Origin of the sequence: Cellulomonas humilata, from assembly GCF_030814415.1 — a bacterium.
GTDB classification, from domain to species: Bacteria; Actinomycetota; Actinomycetes; order Actinomycetales; family Cellulomonadaceae; genus Cellulomonas; species Cellulomonas humilata_A.
Map to the genome: position 1 here is coordinate 275,863 of NZ_JAUSVB010000005.1, position 15,425 is coordinate 291,287.

A 15,425-nucleotide genomic window follows, 5' to 3' on the forward strand; every position below is an offset into this window, starting at 1 on the left:
CGACTCCCACGGGTCGGCCCGCGCGGACCGGCGAAGGAGCACCATGGCCATCACCGCAGCGCCACCGACGGCGCCGACAGCGACGTCCGCGGGGTCCGGCACCACCGGGCGGCAGTCCCGCCGCAACACCCTCATCGGCATCAGCTTCATCCTGCCGAACTTCCTCGGGTTCGCCCTGCTCACGCTGGTGCCCGTCGTGGCGGCCTTCGGGCTGGCGTTCATGGAGTGGGACTCCTACAACCCCGCCGAGTTCGTGGGCCTGGACAACTTCCAGAAGATGTTCGGCAACGACACCTTCTGGATCGCGCTGCGCAACACCCTGTACTACGGCATCGGCCACGTCCCGCTCACGCTGCTGTGCTCGCTCGGCCTGGCCCTCGTGCTCAACCGCAAGCTCCGCGGGGTGCGGTTCTTCCGGACGGCCGCGTTCTTCCCGTACGTGACGTCGATGGTGGCCGTCGCGGTGGTCTGGAACATGCTGTTCAACCCGACGATGGGGCCGGTCAACCAGCTCCTCACCACCCTGGGCGTCGCCAACCCGCCCGGCTGGACGTCCAGCTCCGACTGGGCGATGCCCGCCGTCATCATCACGAGCGTCTGGCGGGACATGGGCTACTACATGATCCTGTTCCTGGCCGGCCTGCAGACCATCCCCGTCGAGTACTACGAGGCCGCGCGCGTCGACGGCGCCAACGCGTGGCAGCGGTTCTGGCACATCACGCTGCCGACCCTGCGACCCACCACGTTCCTCGTCCTGATCCTGCTGACCGTCGGCTCGTTCAAGGTCTTCGACCTGATCGTCGTCATGACCGACGGCGGCCCCGGCCGCGCCACCCTCGTGCTCTCGCAGCTGATCTACCGGGAAGGCATCGCGCAAGGCGAGTTCGGGTACGCGTCGGCCATCTCCCTGGTGCTGTTCGTCATCGTGCTCCTGGTGACGGTGCTGCAGTTCCGCCTCGGTGAGCGGAAGGAACGCTGATGAGCGTCGTCGAAGCCCCCACCGCCACGGTGTCCCTGGACCCGCCGGACGTCCCGTCGCCCGGGCCGGAGCGCCACCCCGTGCGGACCGCGGTCATGTACCTGCTGATCACCGTCATCGCGCTCGGCGTGCTCGTGCCGTTCGTGTGGATGGTCTCCTCCTCGCTGAAGAACAACAACGAGGTCTTCACCGTCCCGACGCAGTGGATCCCGCGCGACTTCCAGTGGCACAACTACGTGGACATCTGGTCGCGCATCCCGATGACCACCTACCTGCGCAACTCGCTGTTCCTGTCGCTGGTCATCACGTTCCTGCAGGTGCTCACCGGCAGCTTCGCGGCGTACGGGTTCTCCAAGGTGCGCTGGCGTGGGCGTGACGCCCTGTTCGTCGCCTACATCGCGACCATCGCCGTGCCGTGGCAGGCGTACATGGTGCCGCAGTACGTCATGCTGCAGAAGGCGGGCCTGGTCAACACGTTCTGGTCGCTGATCCTGCTGCAGGCGTTCGGCGCGTTCGGGGTGTTCCTGCTGCGGCAGTACTACCTGACCATCCCCGACGAGCTCTGCGAGGCCGCCCGCATCGACGGCCTGTCCGAGTACGGCATCTACCGGCGGATCATCCTGCCGCTGTCCAAGCCGGCGCTCGCCAGCCTCGCGCTGCTCACGTTCGTCGCCACGTGGAACGACTACATGGGGCCGTTCATCTACCTGACCAGCAACGAGCTGTGGACCGTGCAGCTGGGGCTCAAGTCGTTCGTCGGCCTCTTCGACGGCGACTACGCGATGATCATGACCGGTTCCGTGATCTCGGTCGTGCCGATCCTCGTGATCTTCCTGCTCGGGCAGAAGTACTTCATCCAGGGCATCGCGACGAGCGGGCTGAAGGGATGAGCACTCTGTCGGTGACCACCTACGAGCGCGGGTTCCGTGGCCTGTGGATCGGGCTCGTCGTCAACCTGCTCCTGGCCGTGGCGTGCGCGCCGCTCCTGCTCGCGCTCGTCCTGGTCGAGGATCCGCTGGCGGCGCTGCCGTTCTTCGCGGTGCTGTCGTGCGTGTGCGGGCCGGCGCTCATGGGTGCCTTCGGGGCGTTCGCCGCCGACGACCGTCCGGCCGCTGCGTTCGTGGCCGCCTACCGGCGTGGCTTCCTGCAGGGTCTGCTGCTCTGGGCGGGCGGGGCCGCGGTCCTGGGGGTGCTCGCTGTGAACACCGTGGGCGCGCTGTCCGGCGACGTCGCGTTCGCGCGACCGCTCCTGCCGATGTTCGTCGTGCTCGCGGCGCTCGTCGTCGCCGTCGGGTCGTTCTCGCTCGTCGCCGTCGGTCACCGGCCGGGCGTGCCGTTCGGCGAGCTTCTCCGGGAGTCGGCGGCGCTCGCCGTCCGGCGCTGGTACCTGTCGGCGCTCAACGTCGTCGTGCTCGCCGTCCTGGTCGCGGTCCTCCTGGTCAAGCCCGGCATCGGGGTCCTGATCGCGTGCGCGCCGCTGCTCTATGTGGTGTGGTCGAACGCCGGCTACGCCCTGACCCCGCAGGAGGACCGATGACTCACGCGCTCGTGCTCGCCGGACACGGACGCTACGAGGACCCGTGGCACGACGGCGCGGCGATCGCCCACCGGGTGGCGCAGCTGCTGGCGGACGAGGGCATCGACACCACGATCCGCGGCACGCTCCCGGACGCCCTCGACCACATCGAGCCCGACCTAGTCGTCGTCGCCTCCGGCCGTGGTCGCCCCGACCCCGACTTCGACGGGACCGACGAGGACTGGCTCCCGTTCCACGCGCGGCTCACCGCGCTCGTGGCCTCCGGCGTCCCCGTGCTCGGGCTGCACCAGGCGACGAACACGTTCCTCGACTCGCCGTCGTGGGGTCCGCTGCTCGGCGGCCGGTGGATCGAGGGCACCACCTGGCACCCTCCGCTCAGCGCCGCGACGTTCCGGGTGGTCTCTCCGGACCACCCTGCGGTCTCGGGCCTGTCCGAGATCTCCGTCGAGGACGAGCAGTACCTCGCGCTCGAGGTCTCGCCCGACGTGCAGGTGCTCGTCGTCGCCGACCACGAGGGGACCGCGCACCCCGTCGTCTGGGTCGCCCCCGGACCGGGCCGGATCGTCTACGACGCTCTCGGTCACGACGTCCGCTCGTACGACTCCCCGTCGCGCGTCGACCTGTTCCGCCGCGAGGTCCGCTGGCTGCTGAGCCGCTGACACCGGAGCGTCGCGCCCGCCAGGAGCACACCCCACACGAGGAACCAGGGCTCCCACAGGAACAGCCGCCACATGAGCGCCCGCTCGGACAGGGGTTCCTCGGGGACGACTGCGCCCGCCGCCACGAGGGCGACCGACGTGGTCTGGAGCGCGCCGTAGAGCACGAGCACGCCGGCGCCGAGCCAGCCCAGGACCAGGAGGGGTCGCCGCGGCAGGTGCCGACCCCACGGCTGGACGAGCGCCAGCGCGAGGAGGCCGCCCATGACCTTCAGCACGAGTGCGACAGCGTTCGCGGCCAGCAGCGCTGGGTCGCCGGCCCGAGCCATCCGCTCGATGGCGCCGCCGAGGGTGTCCAGGCCAACCGTGCTGCCGAGAGCCCACGCGAGGCTGACGCCTGCGAAGGCGAAGGCCACCACGGCAGCTCCCCACGCCACCCACGGCGGTGGGACCCAGCGGTCGGACGGCGCCTCCATGACGGACCACGGTAGCCCGCGGCTACCGGACGCGGCGCTGAGACAGTGCCCGTTGTGCCCCGCCACTGGTCCTCGCAAGGATGTGTCGATGACCACCGAGCCTGACCGCGCCCGGCTGCGGGTCATGACGTACAACGTCAAGGGCCTGCAGCTGTCCCGGCCCGACGTCGTCGCCGTCGTGCGCGCGGCGGCGCCGGACGTGCTCGGCGTGCAGGAGCCGCCACGTGGCCCCCTCGGCTGGTGCCGCACATGGAAGTTCGCGCACGACGTGGGGATGCGGGCCGTCGTGAACGGTCGGGGCGCTCGCACGACGGCCCTCCTCGTCGCGCGGGGCCGGTCGGTGACCGGTCACGCTGCGGTGCGGCTGCCGAACCTGTCCGGCCGGACCGGCCGCGGCGTCGCCGTCGCGACCGTCGACGGGATCCGGTTCGTCGTCCTGCACCTGTCGCTGGTCCGCGACGAGCGCGCCGCCCACCTGTCGGACCTCCTGGTCCACCACGTGCCGACGACGCGGACCGTGGTGCTCGGCGACCTGAACGAGCCCCCCGGCGGGCCGGCCTGGACGAGCCTCACCAGCGTGCTGGTCGACGTCGACCCGATGGGTGACCCGACGTTCTCCGCGATCGAGCCCCGGCTGCGCATCGACGCGATCCTGCGGTCGCCGGACCTGGTGTCGGGGACCGCCCGGGTCCCGTCCGGCCAGCCCGCCCAGGTCGGGAGCGACCACCGCCCGGTCGTCGTGGACCTCCAGCTCCTCCGCGCGGTCTGACTGCCCCCGCCGGCGGACGTCCGCGGATTCGAGCGTCCGGACGACCGGATGTGCGGACGCTGTCGGCTTGATCAACCGCGGGACGGGGATGATGGCGGGGTGTCTCTCGAACCTGCGCCCGGTGCGCCCCTGACCGATCCGGCGCTCGTCGCGCGGCTCCGCGACGACCTCGCCGCTGCTGGCTACGGCGTCGCCGGCGTCGAGGAGGTGCTGGGGGCGGTCGCCGCCGACGCGCTGCACCGCGAGGAGCCGCTGCCGGCTCTGCGGGCGACGGAGGCGGCTGCCGACGACGTCGTCGCGGCGCTGGTCCGCACGTTCCTGCTCGGCGTCACCACCGACCGGAGGCTGCTCGACCGTGCGTTCCCGACGCTGACCGTCGGCGGCGCCGAGCGGCTCGGCCTGGTCGAGACCGACGGCGACCAGGTGCGTGCCCGCGTGGACCTGCGCCCGTACACGGCCGTCGACGGGGGCGGGGAGGTCGACTGGTGGATCGCCTCCGACCTCGGCGAGCTGGCCACCGGTCAGGCGCTGCGGACCGACCACGTGCTGGGCGTCGGCGGTGCGTCCACGACGCTCGCGCAGGTCACCGTGCGCGACGAGCGGGACCTCGTGCTCGACCTCGGCACGGGCTGCGGGATCCAGGCGCTGCACGCGTCGCGGCACTCGCGCCGCGTGGTCGGCACCGACATCTCGCGGCGGGCGCTCGCGTTCGCGCGGTTCAACGCGGCGCTCGCTGAGCTCGACGGGGCCCAGCTCGATCTGCGCGAGGGGTCGATGCTCGAACCCGTCGCCGACGAGCGGTTCGACCTCGTCGTGAGCAACCCGCCGTTCGTCATCACGCCCCGGACGCCGGGGATGCCGTCGTACGAGTACCGCGACGGCGGCCGTTCCGGGGACGCGATCGTGCGCGAGCTGATCGAGGGCGTCGGCGCGGTGCTGGCACCCGGAGGCGTGGCGCAGCTGCTGGGCAACTGGGAGGTGCGGCGCGGCGAGGAGTGGCACGAGCGCGTCGGCTCCTGGCTCGACGCCTCCGGTCTGGACGGGTGGGTGGTGCAGCGCGAGCTGCAGGACCCCGCGCAGTACGCCGAGACGTGGATCCGCGACGGCGGCACGACGCCCGACCGGGACCGGGCCGCGTGGGCCGTCCGCTACGGGCAGTGGCTGGACGACTTCGCGTCGCGGGACGTCGAGGGCATCGGGTTCGGCTTCGTGACCCTGCGCAAGCCGCTCGGCGCGCCGACGTTGCGCCGGCTGGAGGAGGTCACCGGAACCGTCCGGCAGCCGCTCGGACCGGCCGTCGCGGCCTCGCTCGTCGCCCACGACTGGCTCGCGATGAGCGACGACGACCTGGCAGACCAGCGGCTCGTCGTCGCGCCCGACGTGACCGAGGAGCGGTACCTGACGCCCGGGGACCCGGACCCGCAGGTGGTGCTGCTGCGCCAGGGCGGTGGCTTCGGTCGCGCTGTGCAGGCCGGGACCGCCCTCGCGGGGTTCGTCGGCGTCTGCGACGGGGAGCTCACGGTCGGCCAGATCGTCAACGCGCTGGGCGCGCTGCTGGAGGTCCGCGGCGACGCGGTCGCCGCGGACGTCCTCCCGTCGACCCGCGGCCTGGTCCTCGACGGCCTCCTGCTCCCGGCGGACTAGAACAGCAACGTCCGCGCTCGAGCGGGCCTGAGCCCACCGGAGTGCGGACGTTGCTGGGCCTGTGGTGCTGACGTCCGCACTCCGAGGGGGAGGGGCCCTCAGGAGTGCGGACGTCAGCGGGGGTGACGCGCGGGCACACGCATCCGTCGGTCAGCGGATCTCGACGTCGTCGATCACGTGGGTGCCTGCGTTGAAGTACAGGTTCACCTTCTTCACGTCGGCCAGCTGGACGCCGCACTCGGCGCTCAGCGTGGCCAGGTCGACCAGCACGTCGGACGTCGGCGCGGAGATCCACCCCACCTGCGCGGTCTCGCACCAGGTCCACGACGACCCCAGCTGCAGGGCCGCCTTGGTGTCGAAGCCGGTGGTGGACACCACGTCGAACCGCAGCTCCGTGCGCCCGGTCCAGTCACCGGTCGACGGACCGAACCCGAACCAGCCGCCGTCCGGCGACGCGGCGGCGATCGTCAGCGCCCCACCGTCCGCCGTGGCGGTCCCGCCGGCCCCGTCGAGCGGACCCCAGCCCTGGGTGCCGTCGGCGAAGTCGGAGAGCACGACGGGCTCCAGCGGCGTCGGTCGGTGGTCGTACCGGTCGAGGTACCCGGCGAAGTCACCGCGCGTGACGACCTTGAGGACGCCGAACCTGGTGGCCGACGTCGGCACGACGATGCCGGTCTCGGTCGCCCAGGCGATGGCCTTGCTGAACGGGTGCCACGACGGGACGTCGGTGAACGCCTCCGGCGCCGCGGGCTCGGGCGACCCCGCCAGCCGCCAGAGCAGCTCGACCGCGGACGAGCGGTCGAGCGGCGCCTTCGGCAGGAACAGCGGGATGGTCGTGTCGACGAGCTTCTCGTGCGCCAGCCACTCGATCTCGTTGTACAGCGCGTGCTTCTTGGGCACGTCGAGGAACGTCGGCTTCTTCGCCGTGGGGACGAAGGTGGCCTCGGAGTAGCGGTAGAGGAGCGACGCCACGGCCTCGCGGGTCTCCGGCTTGGTCGGCCGGAACGTGCCGTCCTTGTAGCCGTCGTCGAGACCCTGGTCGTGCAGCCAGATGATGCTGTCGACGTTGGCGGAACCCGGGGGAACGTCTGAGAAGAGGGGCGGCGGCTCGACCCCCGGCAGGGCGGCGATGTCGTCGACCACGATGCTTCCCGACGGGTCGCCGGTGCCGCCGTCGGCCGCGTTGACGTAGATGTTGAACTGCGAGATCGCCTTCAGGTCCGCGTCGCTGATGCGCCGGTTGGCGTTGGCGGTGTCCCAGGGAGCCGGCCGCCAGTCGACGAACGGGAAGGTCACCACCCCGGCCTCGGTGCCCGCCAGCGACGGGTACGCCTCGTAGGAGACGCCGCCGGCCACGAGCTGGAGCACCATCTTGTTGCCCGAGCCGTCAGGCTTGACCCAGAGCGCTAGCTCGTTGAAGTCGGACCAGTCGCCGCTGATCTGCTTCCCGAAGCCGGTGTAGGTCTGCGTGGCGAAGTCGTAGTCCATCCGCAGCGCCTTCGACGACCCGCTCGTGTCGAGCGAGAGCGTGTTGGCGCCGTAGGAGACGTACTCGGCCCGTAGCGCGGTGTCGTCGCCGTAGCCCTCGTAGTCGTCGACGACGCCTGGTCCGAACGTCGGTCGCGGCCCGAGGACCACGGACGAGCTCTCGGTGAGCACCTCGACGCCGTCGACGTCCACGTGCACGGTGAGCGTCTGGGTGCTGTTGTCCAGCTGCGCCGCGGGGATGTCCCACGGAGCCGACCACCACAGGCCGTCACCGGGGGTGAGCTCGATCTCGGTGTCACCGACCGTGGCGTAGACGCGGTCGGCGTCGACGTTCTGGACGGTGGCGCGGATGGTCGTCGGCGACGTCGCGACGCGGGCGCTGTCCGCCGGGGAGGCGATGTGCAGGACCGGGCCGGCGGGCGTCGTGTCCACGTCACGGTCGAAGGCACCCGTGACCTCGCTCGCGAACAGCGTGTACGGATCGGCCGCGTAGTCCAGGAAGTCGGGCAGCAGAGCGTCACCGGTCACGGGCACGTAGTGCTGACCGGCGTCGAAGTTGGCCCACGTCTCCATGTACGCGTTGCGGCTGGCCTTCGGGTCAGCCTTGATGGCGGCCAGCACCTTGGTGAACCACGTCGAGGGGCTCGAGCCTGTGCTGCCGACGCCGTTGGTCACGCCGAACTCGGTGAACGCGGAGACCTTGCCCTTGGCGTCGGCGAGGTCGGCGATCATGCCGAGGTCCGTGACCAGGCCGTCGAGGAACGCGGCCGAGCCGGTGTTGTCGTACGCGTCGAGGCCGAAGACGTCGACGAACTCGTCGCCGGGGTAGGTGCGCAGGTACGTGTCGGAGTTCCCGCCGAACCCGCTGCCGGGACCGAACGCGTACAGGAAGTTGGAGACGCCCTTGACGTCGCGCAGGTACTCGACCGTGTAGCGGAACAGCTCCTTGTACTCGCCGGGGGAGCCGAACGCAGCCCCCCACCAGAACCAGGAGCCCGCGTTCTCGTGCCACGGCCGGAAGATGATCGGGATGAGCTCGCCCTCGGCGTCGCGGGCGCCGTCCGCCGCGGCGGCGATGTTGTCCAGGTACGCGTTGAGGTCGGCGTTCTTCGCGCCGCCGGGCAGGACCGCGCGCAGCGTGTCGCCCGTGGTGTCGTAGAAGCTGCCGCCGGTGACGAAGTTCTCCATGTGCGCGGACAGCGTGTTGATGCCGCCGAGACCGTGCGCCTTCTCGATGTAGTCGTCGAGGGCAGCGATGTTCTGCGCGGTCGTGTTGCTCGCCGAGCCCGGGGCCTCGTCGCCCTGCAGGATCAGCGTGTCCCAGCCGAAGACCGCCGGGAAGTCGCCGGTCATGTTCTTGACGTCGGACGTGGTGCCGTCCGCGCCGCTCACGGTCAGGCCGTACGACGTCGTGTGCTGGTGTCCGAACAGGATGCCCTCGCCGCGGATGCCGTCGAGGTAGGAGAACAGCGACCGGGTCGCCGGGCTGGCGTCCGGGTCGACGATGGTGACGGTCTCGGCCGCCTGGGCGGGCAGTGCCACGAGCCCGCTGAGCGCCGCTGCGGTGATCCCCGCAGTCAGGGCGCGCGCGAGATGACGGTTCTTCATTGAACCTCCTGGGTGGTCTCGAACCGCACAGACCGGGCGGTCGCGGACGAGGCGGAGCAGAGTTAGTCAAGTTACCAAAGAAAGGGTCGAACCGGACAGACCCGAAACGTTTGGGTGCTGAACCGCCGCTGCCGTCGGTCGAACAAGCCATGAGTGACGCCAACCGACCAGGTGACGGCACTCATGGCTCGTTCGTGACTCACAGGTCAGCCACAGGTCAGTGCTACGGGCAGCCCAGCGCGCCTCCCTACGTTCGGCCCAGGTCAATCGGCCGGGTCGACGTGAGGGATGGGTATGCAGCACGTATGGAGGCGGACGACGCCGCTGACGAGGACGGTCACCGCCGTCGTCCTCGTCGCGCTCGTGGCCGCGGGCATCTGGTGGTTCGGGATCAGGGACGCGTCGGCGGCGTCGGCCGAGTCGGTCACGCGGACGGTGGCGGCGAGCCTGACGACGATGCAGAAGTCGGTCAGCGGCAGCGGGACGCTGACGCCGTCGGTGCAGGAGGACGTCAGCTTCGAGGTCACCGGCACGGTCACCGCGGTCCCCGTGGCGGTCGGCCAGACGGTCACGGTCGGGCAGCCGCTCGCGACGGTCGACACCCTGCAGCTGACCGCGGACCTGCTCCAGGCGAAGGCCACGCTGGCCGACGCGCAGGCGAAGCTGGCCGACGCCTCCGGCACCGCGCAGGTCGCGGCCGCGCAGGCGCAGGTCGACGTCGCCCAGTCGGGGGTGGACACCGCCCAGTCCGCGATGGACGGCGCCACCCTGACGGCGCCCGTCGCCGGGCTGCTCACCGCGGTGAACGTCGAGGTCGGCGACGCCGTGGGGAGCAGCGCCGGACCGTCCGCGTCAGGCGAGACCGAGGCGCAGTTCACCATCGTCGGCACCGACGCCTGGGAGGTCGAGGTCACGGTCTCTGACGCGGACGTCGCGCTGATCGAGGTCGAGGACCAGGCGGAGGTCACGCTCGACGGCGGAGGCGAGCCCGTGTTCGGCACCATCAGCGCGATCGGCCTGCTGTCCACCAGCGACAGCGGCGTCGCGGCCTACCCCGTGACGGTCGCCGTCACGGGCGACCAGGAGGGCCTGCACGACGGGGTCGCCGCGGAGGTCGAGCTGGTCTACGAGCGCCGCACCGACGTGCTGACCGTGCCCAGCCTCGCGGTCGCCACCGCGGCCGACGGCACGACGACCGTGCAGCAGACGGACTCCGACGGCGAGCTCGTCGACGTCCCGGTGACGACCGGCGAGACCTCCGGGAACGTCACGGAGATCACGGAGGGGCTGGCCGAGGGCGACGAGGTGGTGCTCGCGGTCTTTACGCCCGGCACCGGCGGCACCGGCCGGCAGAACCAGGGCACGTTCCCCGAGGGCGGGTTCCAGGGCGGTCCCCCCGACGGCGGCGACGGTCCGGTCTTCCAGCAGGGCGGTCCGGCCAATGGTTGAGCTCGCGTCGCCGCGCGTCGAGCGGCGCACCGATGCCGTCATCGACCTCGTCGGTGTCACCAAGACCTACACGTCCGGCAGCATCGAGTTCGAGGCCCTGCGCGGCGTCGACCTGCGGATCGAGCCCGGTGAGTACGTCGCGGTGATGGGCCCGTCGGGCTCGGGCAAGTCGACGCTGATGAACATCCTCGGCTGCCTGGACACCCTCACCCGCGGCTCGTACCACCTGGCGGGCGAGGACGTGGGGGAGCTCGACGAGATCGACCTCGCCGACATCCGCAACCGGCGCATCGGCTTCGTGTTCCAGCAGTTCCACCTGCTGCCGTCGCTGTCGGCGTGGCGCAACGTCGAGCTCCCGCTGGTCTACGGCCGGGTGCCGACCGCGGTCCGCCGCGACCGTGCGGTGGCCGCGCTCGACCGGGTGGGCCTGGCCGACCGGCTCGACAACCGACCGGGCGAGCTCTCGGGCGGCCAGCAGCAGCGCGTCGCGGTGGCCCGCGCCCTCGTCGGCGAGCCTGCCCTGCTCCTCGCCGACGAGCCCACGGGCAACCTCGACTCGACGTCCACACAGGATGTCCTGTCGCTCTTCGACGAGCTGCACGCGCAGGGCCGCACGATCGTCCTGATCACGCACGAGGCCGACGTCGCCGCCCGCGCGGACCGGATCGTGCGGGTGCACGACGGACTGATCGTCTCGGACGGTGCCCGATGACCTGGACCGAGACCCTGCGCACGGGCTGGTCGGCCGTCACGTCGCACGCGATGCGGTCGATCCTCACGGTGCTCGGCATCCTCATCGGCATCGCCGCGGTGATCCTCACGGTCGGCCTCGGGCTCGGCACGCAGAAGGACGTGAGCGCGCAGATCAGCCAGCTGGGCAGCGACCTGCTCATCGTCCGGCCGGGCAGCAGCACCAGCACCGAGGGCGTCCGCGGCGGCTTCGGCTCGCGCACGACCCTCACGACGGCCGACGCCGAGGCGCTCGACTCGTCGGTCAACGCTCCCGACATCGGCAAGGTCGCCGCCGAGAAGACGTCGTCCGCGTCGCTCGAGGCCAACGACACCAACTGGACCACCAGCGTCGTCGGCACCAGCACGGACTGGCTCGACGTCCGCGGCCGCACGCTCGCGTCCGGCGAGTTCTTCACGGCCGACGACGAGGCGTCCCGGGCGGCGGTCGTCGTGCTCGGGCCGTCCACCGCCGAGGAGCTGTTCGGGTCCACCCGCGTGGTGGGCCAGACCGTGACCGTCGGCGACACCGACCTGCGGGTGGTCGGCGTCCTGGAGGCCGAGGGTGCGTCCGGCGAGAGCGACCTGGACGACCTCGCGGTCATCCCGATGTCGACCGCGGCGGACACGCTCGTCGGCGGCCAGGACCGCAACGCCGTCTCGACGATCTACGTGCAGGCTGCGTCGGCGAGCCAGCTCAACGCCGCCTACCAGGAGGCGCAGGCCCTGCTGCTCAACCTGCACGGGATCACCGACGCCGGCAGCGCCGACTTCACCATCAACAGCCAGGACGCCCTGGTCTCCACGGCGACCGCGGTCTACAAGACCCTCACGGTCCTGCTCACCGGCATCGCGGCCCTGTCCCTGCTGGTCGGCGGCATCGGGGTCATGAACATCATGCTCGTGTCGGTCACCGAGCGGACCCGCGAGATCGGTCTGCGCAAGGCGCTCGGCGCCCCGCCGTGGGCAATCCGCCGGCAGTTCCTGGTCGAGGCCGGCGTGCTCGGCCTGGCCGGCGGCGTGCTGGGTGCGGTCCTCGGGATCGTCGCCGCGCAGGTCCTGCCCGGGCTCCTCGACACCTCGGTCGTCGTCTCCGGCGCGGCCGTCGCCGGGTCCGTCGTCGTCGCGATGGGCATCGGCCTGGTGTTCGGCGTCTACCCCGCCACGCGCGCCGCGCGACTGGCCCCCATCGACGCGCTGCGCGCGGAGTAACCCACCCTCAGCAAGGAGTCACCCCATGTCCCTGACCACGCGACACCGCACCGCCCTGGTGCTCCCGGCGCTCGCCGCGGCCACGGTCCTCGTGCTCGCCGGCTGCACCGGAACTCCCTCGTCGGCCGCAGCACCCGACGACGACTCGACAGCCGCCATCCGGCAGGGCGACGGGCCGCAGCGCTCCGGCCCGGGCGGCGGAGGCGGGGCGTCCGGAGAGATCGCGTCCGTCACCGGCACCGTCATGCAGCTCCGGTCGACGGATGCGCAGACCGCGGTGACCTGGACCGACGCCACCACGTTCTCCGCGACGGTTGACGGCACGCTCGCCGATGTAACGGTCGGGTCGTGCGTCGTGGCGGTGTCCGCCAGCACGAGCGACACCGACACCGACTCCAGTGCTCCGATCGAGGCGACGAGCATCCAGATCACGCAGCCGACCGACGACGGCACCTGTGCCGGCGGCTTCGGTGGCGGGCCGGCCTTCGGTGGTGACCGGCCCGACGGGGCGCCGACCGACATGCCGACGATGCCCGAGGGGGAGCGGCCCGACGGCGCCCCCACCGACCTGCCGCCCGGCGGTGGCATGCGGTCGTTCAGCGGCGGCGCCATCGGCACGGTCACCGCGGTCGACGGCAGCACGCTGACGGTCGAGACCGCGGGTCCCGACGACGAGACGACGACCCGCACGGTCACCGTGACCGACGCGACCACGTACACGACGTCCGTCACCGCGGACGCCTCGGCGATCGTCGTCGGCCAGTGCGCCAGCGCGCGCGGCGAGGCCGACGACAGCGGCAAGGTGACGGCGACGAGCATCGCGGTGTCCGCGCCGACCGACGGGGAGTGCTCTGCCGGGATGGTCCAGCGCTTCGGTGGCGGTCCCGGCGGCGGCCCGCAGGGCTCCACGCAGGACGGTGGCACCGATGCCTGAGCTCGCAGCCCGCCCGTCCGTCGCGCGTCGGCAACGCGCCCGCCGCCGTCGCATCGTCGCGCTCGGCACCGCCGGTGCGGTGGTCCTCGTGGCCGCCGGCGGCGGGGTCGCCCTGGCCGTCGGCGGTTCCGACGACGGCCGCTACCGCACTGCCACCGCCGAGCGGGCCGGCGTCGAGCAGGTCATCGACACGGTGGGGACCATCGCGTCGGCCAGCCGCCGGGACGCGTCGTTCTCCGTCGACGGCACGGTGGCGACCGTGGCCGTCACCGTCGGTCAGGTGGTCGCCGCCGGTGACGTGCTGGCCACCCTCGACGCCGAGGCCCTCCAGGACGCGGTCGAGAAGGCCCAGGCCGACCTCGCCGACGCCCAGCAGCAGCTCAGCGACGACCTCGACACGCAGACGTCGGGCTCCACGGCGTCCAGCTCGACGTCGTCCAGCTCGACCCCGTCGTCCTCCACCACCCCGTCCGCGTCACCGTCGGCGTCCACGGAGTCGGAGGCCCCCGCGGCCGACGACTCCCGCGGCGGCTCCACGGACCCTGCGGTCGAGCGTGCGTCGGACGATGTGCGCTCGGCGCAGCAGGCGCTCCTCGACCAGTACCAGCTGACCGCCGACGCCCTGGCCGCCAGCAGCGAGAGCGTGACGGCCTCGCAGGCGACGTGCGCGGCGTTCCTCGCCGTGGTCGGCGGTGACGGCGAGACGCCTGACCCCGAGCCGACGGCCACGGAGCCGCCCGCCACCGACGCGACCGACACGGCCGTCGCCGATGAGCCGGTCGCTGAGGAGCCCGACCTGACCGCGGTCGAGCAGGCGCTCGCCGACTGCCAGGCCGCACTGACGGGTGCCCTCGACGCCCAGACCGCCACGGACACCGAGCAGCAGGCGCTCATGACGCTCGCCGCCGCGCTGGACCAGGCGGTGCAGGAGCTGCAGAAGGCCGTCGTGGAGTCGTCGACGAACACGCCTTCCACGAACACGCCATCGACGAGCACCCCGTCGACGAGCACGCCGTCGACGAGCACGCCGTCCACGAGTACACCGTCGAGCAGCACCCCGTCGAGCAGCACGCAGACACCCACCGGCGACACTACGACGGTCACCGCGGCGACGATCGTGGCCGATCAGGCAGCGATCGACCTGGCGGAGGCGAACGTCACGCTGGCACAGAGCCGGCTCCCGTTCGCGACCCTGACCAGCCCGATCGCCGGCACGGTCGCGGCGGTCGCGCTGGCGCCGGGCGACTCGGTCACCGCGTCGTCGACCACGGCGGTCGTCACGGTCCTCGGCCCGGACGGCTACACGGTCACCACCAGCGTCCCGCTGACGTCGATCGACATCGTGTCGGTCGGCCAGACCGCCCAGGTGACGACGCCGAGCACGGACGCGGCCCTCACCGGCACGGTCAGCAGCATCGGCGTCCTCGACACGTCGACCACCGCCGACCCCGCCTACACGGTCGAGCTCGCGGTCGACCCGACGGAGGAGAAGCTCTACGACGGCGCCTCGGCGCAGGTGCGGATCACGGTCGCGGGCGCCGACGAGGTGCTCACGGTCCCGACGTCGGCGGTCCACGTCGACGGCACGACCGCCACGGTCCAGGTGCTCCAGGACGGCACGCCGACCGAGGTCACCGTGACCCGCGGGGCGGTCGGCACGGAGCGCACGGAGATCACCGACGGTCTCGCGGTCGGCGACGAGGTGGTCCTGGCGGACCTCGACGAGCCGATCGAGTCCAGCACGTCGACCACCACGGGCCTCTCGGGCCTGGGCGGCGACCAGACCGAGATGATGGGGCCGCCGGAAGGGTTCGTGATGAACGGCGACATGGGCGGTCCACCGGCCGGGTTCACCCAGCGCAGCGGCGGCTGACGGCCGGCGTCGGGCGCGCCCGTGTGAGCGCTCACCCCGGTGCCCGCCTCACGTCGGTAGGCTCGCGGCGT

Annotated in this window: 13 protein-coding genes; 11 read left to right on the top strand and 2 right to left on the bottom strand. The window is 72.0% G+C overall.

Annotated elements, in window-relative coordinates:
• The first annotated feature begins 43 nt into the window (after positions 1 to 43).
• Genes J2X26_RS17580 through J2X26_RS17595 form a run of 4 tightly spaced genes read left to right on the top strand, consistent with a single transcriptional unit; the run spans position 44 to position 3,175 of the window.
• Positions 44 to 979 carry a carbohydrate ABC transporter permease gene (locus J2X26_RS17580; protein WP_307494000.1) on the top strand — a complete coding sequence of 312 codons (936 nt, stop codon included), beginning with the start codon at positions 44 to 46 and terminating at the stop codon, positions 977 to 979.
• Positions 979 to 1,869: a carbohydrate ABC transporter permease gene (locus J2X26_RS17585; RefSeq protein WP_439897870.1), complete on the top strand. Its 891-nt coding sequence runs from the start codon at positions 979 to 981 to the stop codon at positions 1,867 to 1,869. Before J2X26_RS17580 ends, J2X26_RS17585 begins: the two co-directional genes overlap by 1 nt.
• Positions 1,866 to 2,516, top strand: a complete 651-nt coding sequence (locus tag J2X26_RS17590) for a ferredoxin-NADPH reductase (protein ID WP_307494001.1) — start codon at positions 1,866 to 1,868, stop codon at positions 2,514 to 2,516. Before J2X26_RS17585 ends, J2X26_RS17590 begins: the two co-directional genes overlap by 4 nt.
• Complete coding sequence (locus tag J2X26_RS17595; protein WP_307494002.1) at positions 2,513 to 3,175, top strand: ThuA domain-containing protein; 663 nt, start codon at positions 2,513 to 2,515, stop codon at positions 3,173 to 3,175. Before J2X26_RS17590 ends, J2X26_RS17595 begins: the two co-directional genes overlap by 4 nt.
• On the opposite strand, the gene J2X26_RS17600 is transcribed toward J2X26_RS17595, so the two are convergent.
• Positions 3,097 to 3,648, bottom strand: coding sequence for a DUF3995 domain-containing protein (locus J2X26_RS17600; RefSeq protein WP_307494003.1), 552 nt, complete (start codon positions 3,646 to 3,648; stop codon positions 3,097 to 3,099). The genes J2X26_RS17595 and J2X26_RS17600 overlap by 79 nt on opposite strands.
• 88 nt (positions 3,649 to 3,736) lie before the next feature.
• Between J2X26_RS17600 and J2X26_RS17605 the strand changes: the two genes are divergently transcribed.
• Positions 3,737 to 4,417: an endonuclease/exonuclease/phosphatase family protein gene (locus J2X26_RS17605; protein WP_307494004.1), complete on the top strand. Its 681-nt coding sequence runs from the start codon at positions 3,737 to 3,739 to the stop codon at positions 4,415 to 4,417.
• 99 nt (positions 4,418 to 4,516) lie between these two features.
• Positions 4,517 to 6,061 carry a DUF7059 domain-containing protein gene (locus J2X26_RS17610; protein WP_307494005.1) on the top strand — a complete coding sequence of 515 codons (1,545 nt, stop codon included), beginning with the start codon at positions 4,517 to 4,519 and terminating at the stop codon, positions 6,059 to 6,061.
• 150 nt (positions 6,062 to 6,211) lie between these two features.
• On the opposite strand, the gene J2X26_RS17615 is transcribed toward J2X26_RS17610, so the two are convergent.
• Positions 6,212 to 9,157 carry a glycosyl hydrolase gene (locus tag J2X26_RS17615; protein WP_307494006.1) on the bottom strand — a complete coding sequence of 982 codons (2,946 nt, stop codon included), beginning with the start codon at positions 9,155 to 9,157 and terminating at the stop codon, positions 6,212 to 6,214.
• 294 nt (positions 9,158 to 9,451) lie between these two features.
• On the opposite strand from J2X26_RS17615, the gene J2X26_RS17620 reads away from it, so the two are divergent.
• From J2X26_RS17620 to J2X26_RS17640, 5 genes are read left to right on the top strand one after another with little or no spacing between them, the layout of a single operon-like run.
• Positions 9,452 to 10,606 carry an efflux RND transporter periplasmic adaptor subunit gene (locus J2X26_RS17620; RefSeq protein ID WP_307494007.1) on the top strand — a complete coding sequence of 385 codons (1,155 nt, stop codon included), beginning with the start codon at positions 9,452 to 9,454 and terminating at the stop codon, positions 10,604 to 10,606.
• On the top strand, positions 10,599 to 11,318 hold the full coding sequence (locus J2X26_RS17625) for an ABC transporter ATP-binding protein (protein WP_307494008.1): 720 nt from the start codon (positions 10,599 to 10,601) through the stop codon (positions 11,316 to 11,318). Before J2X26_RS17620 ends, J2X26_RS17625 begins: the two co-directional genes overlap by 8 nt.
• Positions 11,315 to 12,547 carry an ABC transporter permease gene (locus J2X26_RS17630; protein ID WP_307494009.1) on the top strand — a complete coding sequence of 411 codons (1,233 nt, stop codon included), beginning with the start codon at positions 11,315 to 11,317 and terminating at the stop codon, positions 12,545 to 12,547. The genes J2X26_RS17625 and J2X26_RS17630 overlap by 4 nt, the downstream gene beginning before the upstream one ends.
• Before the next feature lie 25 nt (positions 12,548 to 12,572).
• Positions 12,573 to 13,481 (top strand): hypothetical protein, encoded by a 909-nt coding sequence (locus J2X26_RS17635; RefSeq protein WP_307494010.1) that lies wholly within the window; start codon positions 12,573 to 12,575, stop codon positions 13,479 to 13,481.
• Positions 13,474 to 15,354 (top strand): HlyD family efflux transporter periplasmic adaptor subunit, encoded by a 1,881-nt coding sequence (locus J2X26_RS17640; RefSeq protein WP_307494011.1) that lies wholly within the window; start codon positions 13,474 to 13,476, stop codon positions 15,352 to 15,354. The genes J2X26_RS17635 and J2X26_RS17640 overlap by 8 nt, the downstream gene beginning before the upstream one ends.
• Positions 15,355 to 15,425: the final 71 nt, after the last annotated feature.

Coding starts and splice junctions, on each gene's coding strand:
- J2X26_RS17625 (WP_307494008.1), top strand. CDS start 10,599: ATGGTTGAGCTCGCGTCGCCGCGCGTCGAGCGGCGCACCGATGCCGTC.
- J2X26_RS17640 (WP_307494011.1), top strand. CDS start 13,474: ATGCCTGAGCTCGCAGCCCGCCCGTCCGTCGCGCGTCGGCAACGCGCC.
- J2X26_RS17605 (WP_307494004.1), top strand. CDS start 3,737: ATGACCACCGAGCCTGACCGCGCCCGGCTGCGGGTCATGACGTACAAC.
- J2X26_RS17615 (WP_307494006.1), bottom strand. CDS start 9,157: ATGAAGAACCGTCATCTCGCGCGCGCCCTGACTGCGGGGATCACCGCA.
- J2X26_RS17630 (WP_307494009.1), top strand. CDS start 11,315: ATGACCTGGACCGAGACCCTGCGCACGGGCTGGTCGGCCGTCACGTCG.
- J2X26_RS17600 (WP_307494003.1), bottom strand. CDS start 3,648: ATGGAGGCGCCGTCCGACCGCTGGGTCCCACCGCCGTGGGTGGCGTGG.
- J2X26_RS17585 (WP_439897870.1), top strand. CDS start 979: ATGAGCGTCGTCGAAGCCCCCACCGCCACGGTGTCCCTGGACCCGCCG.
- J2X26_RS17635 (WP_307494010.1), top strand. CDS start 12,573: ATGTCCCTGACCACGCGACACCGCACCGCCCTGGTGCTCCCGGCGCTC.
- J2X26_RS17590 (WP_307494001.1), top strand. CDS start 1,866: ATGAGCACTCTGTCGGTGACCACCTACGAGCGCGGGTTCCGTGGCCTG.
- J2X26_RS17620 (WP_307494007.1), top strand. CDS start 9,452: ATGCAGCACGTATGGAGGCGGACGACGCCGCTGACGAGGACGGTCACC.
- J2X26_RS17595 (WP_307494002.1), top strand. CDS start 2,513: ATGACTCACGCGCTCGTGCTCGCCGGACACGGACGCTACGAGGACCCG.
- J2X26_RS17580 (WP_307494000.1), top strand. CDS start 44: ATGGCCATCACCGCAGCGCCACCGACGGCGCCGACAGCGACGTCCGCG.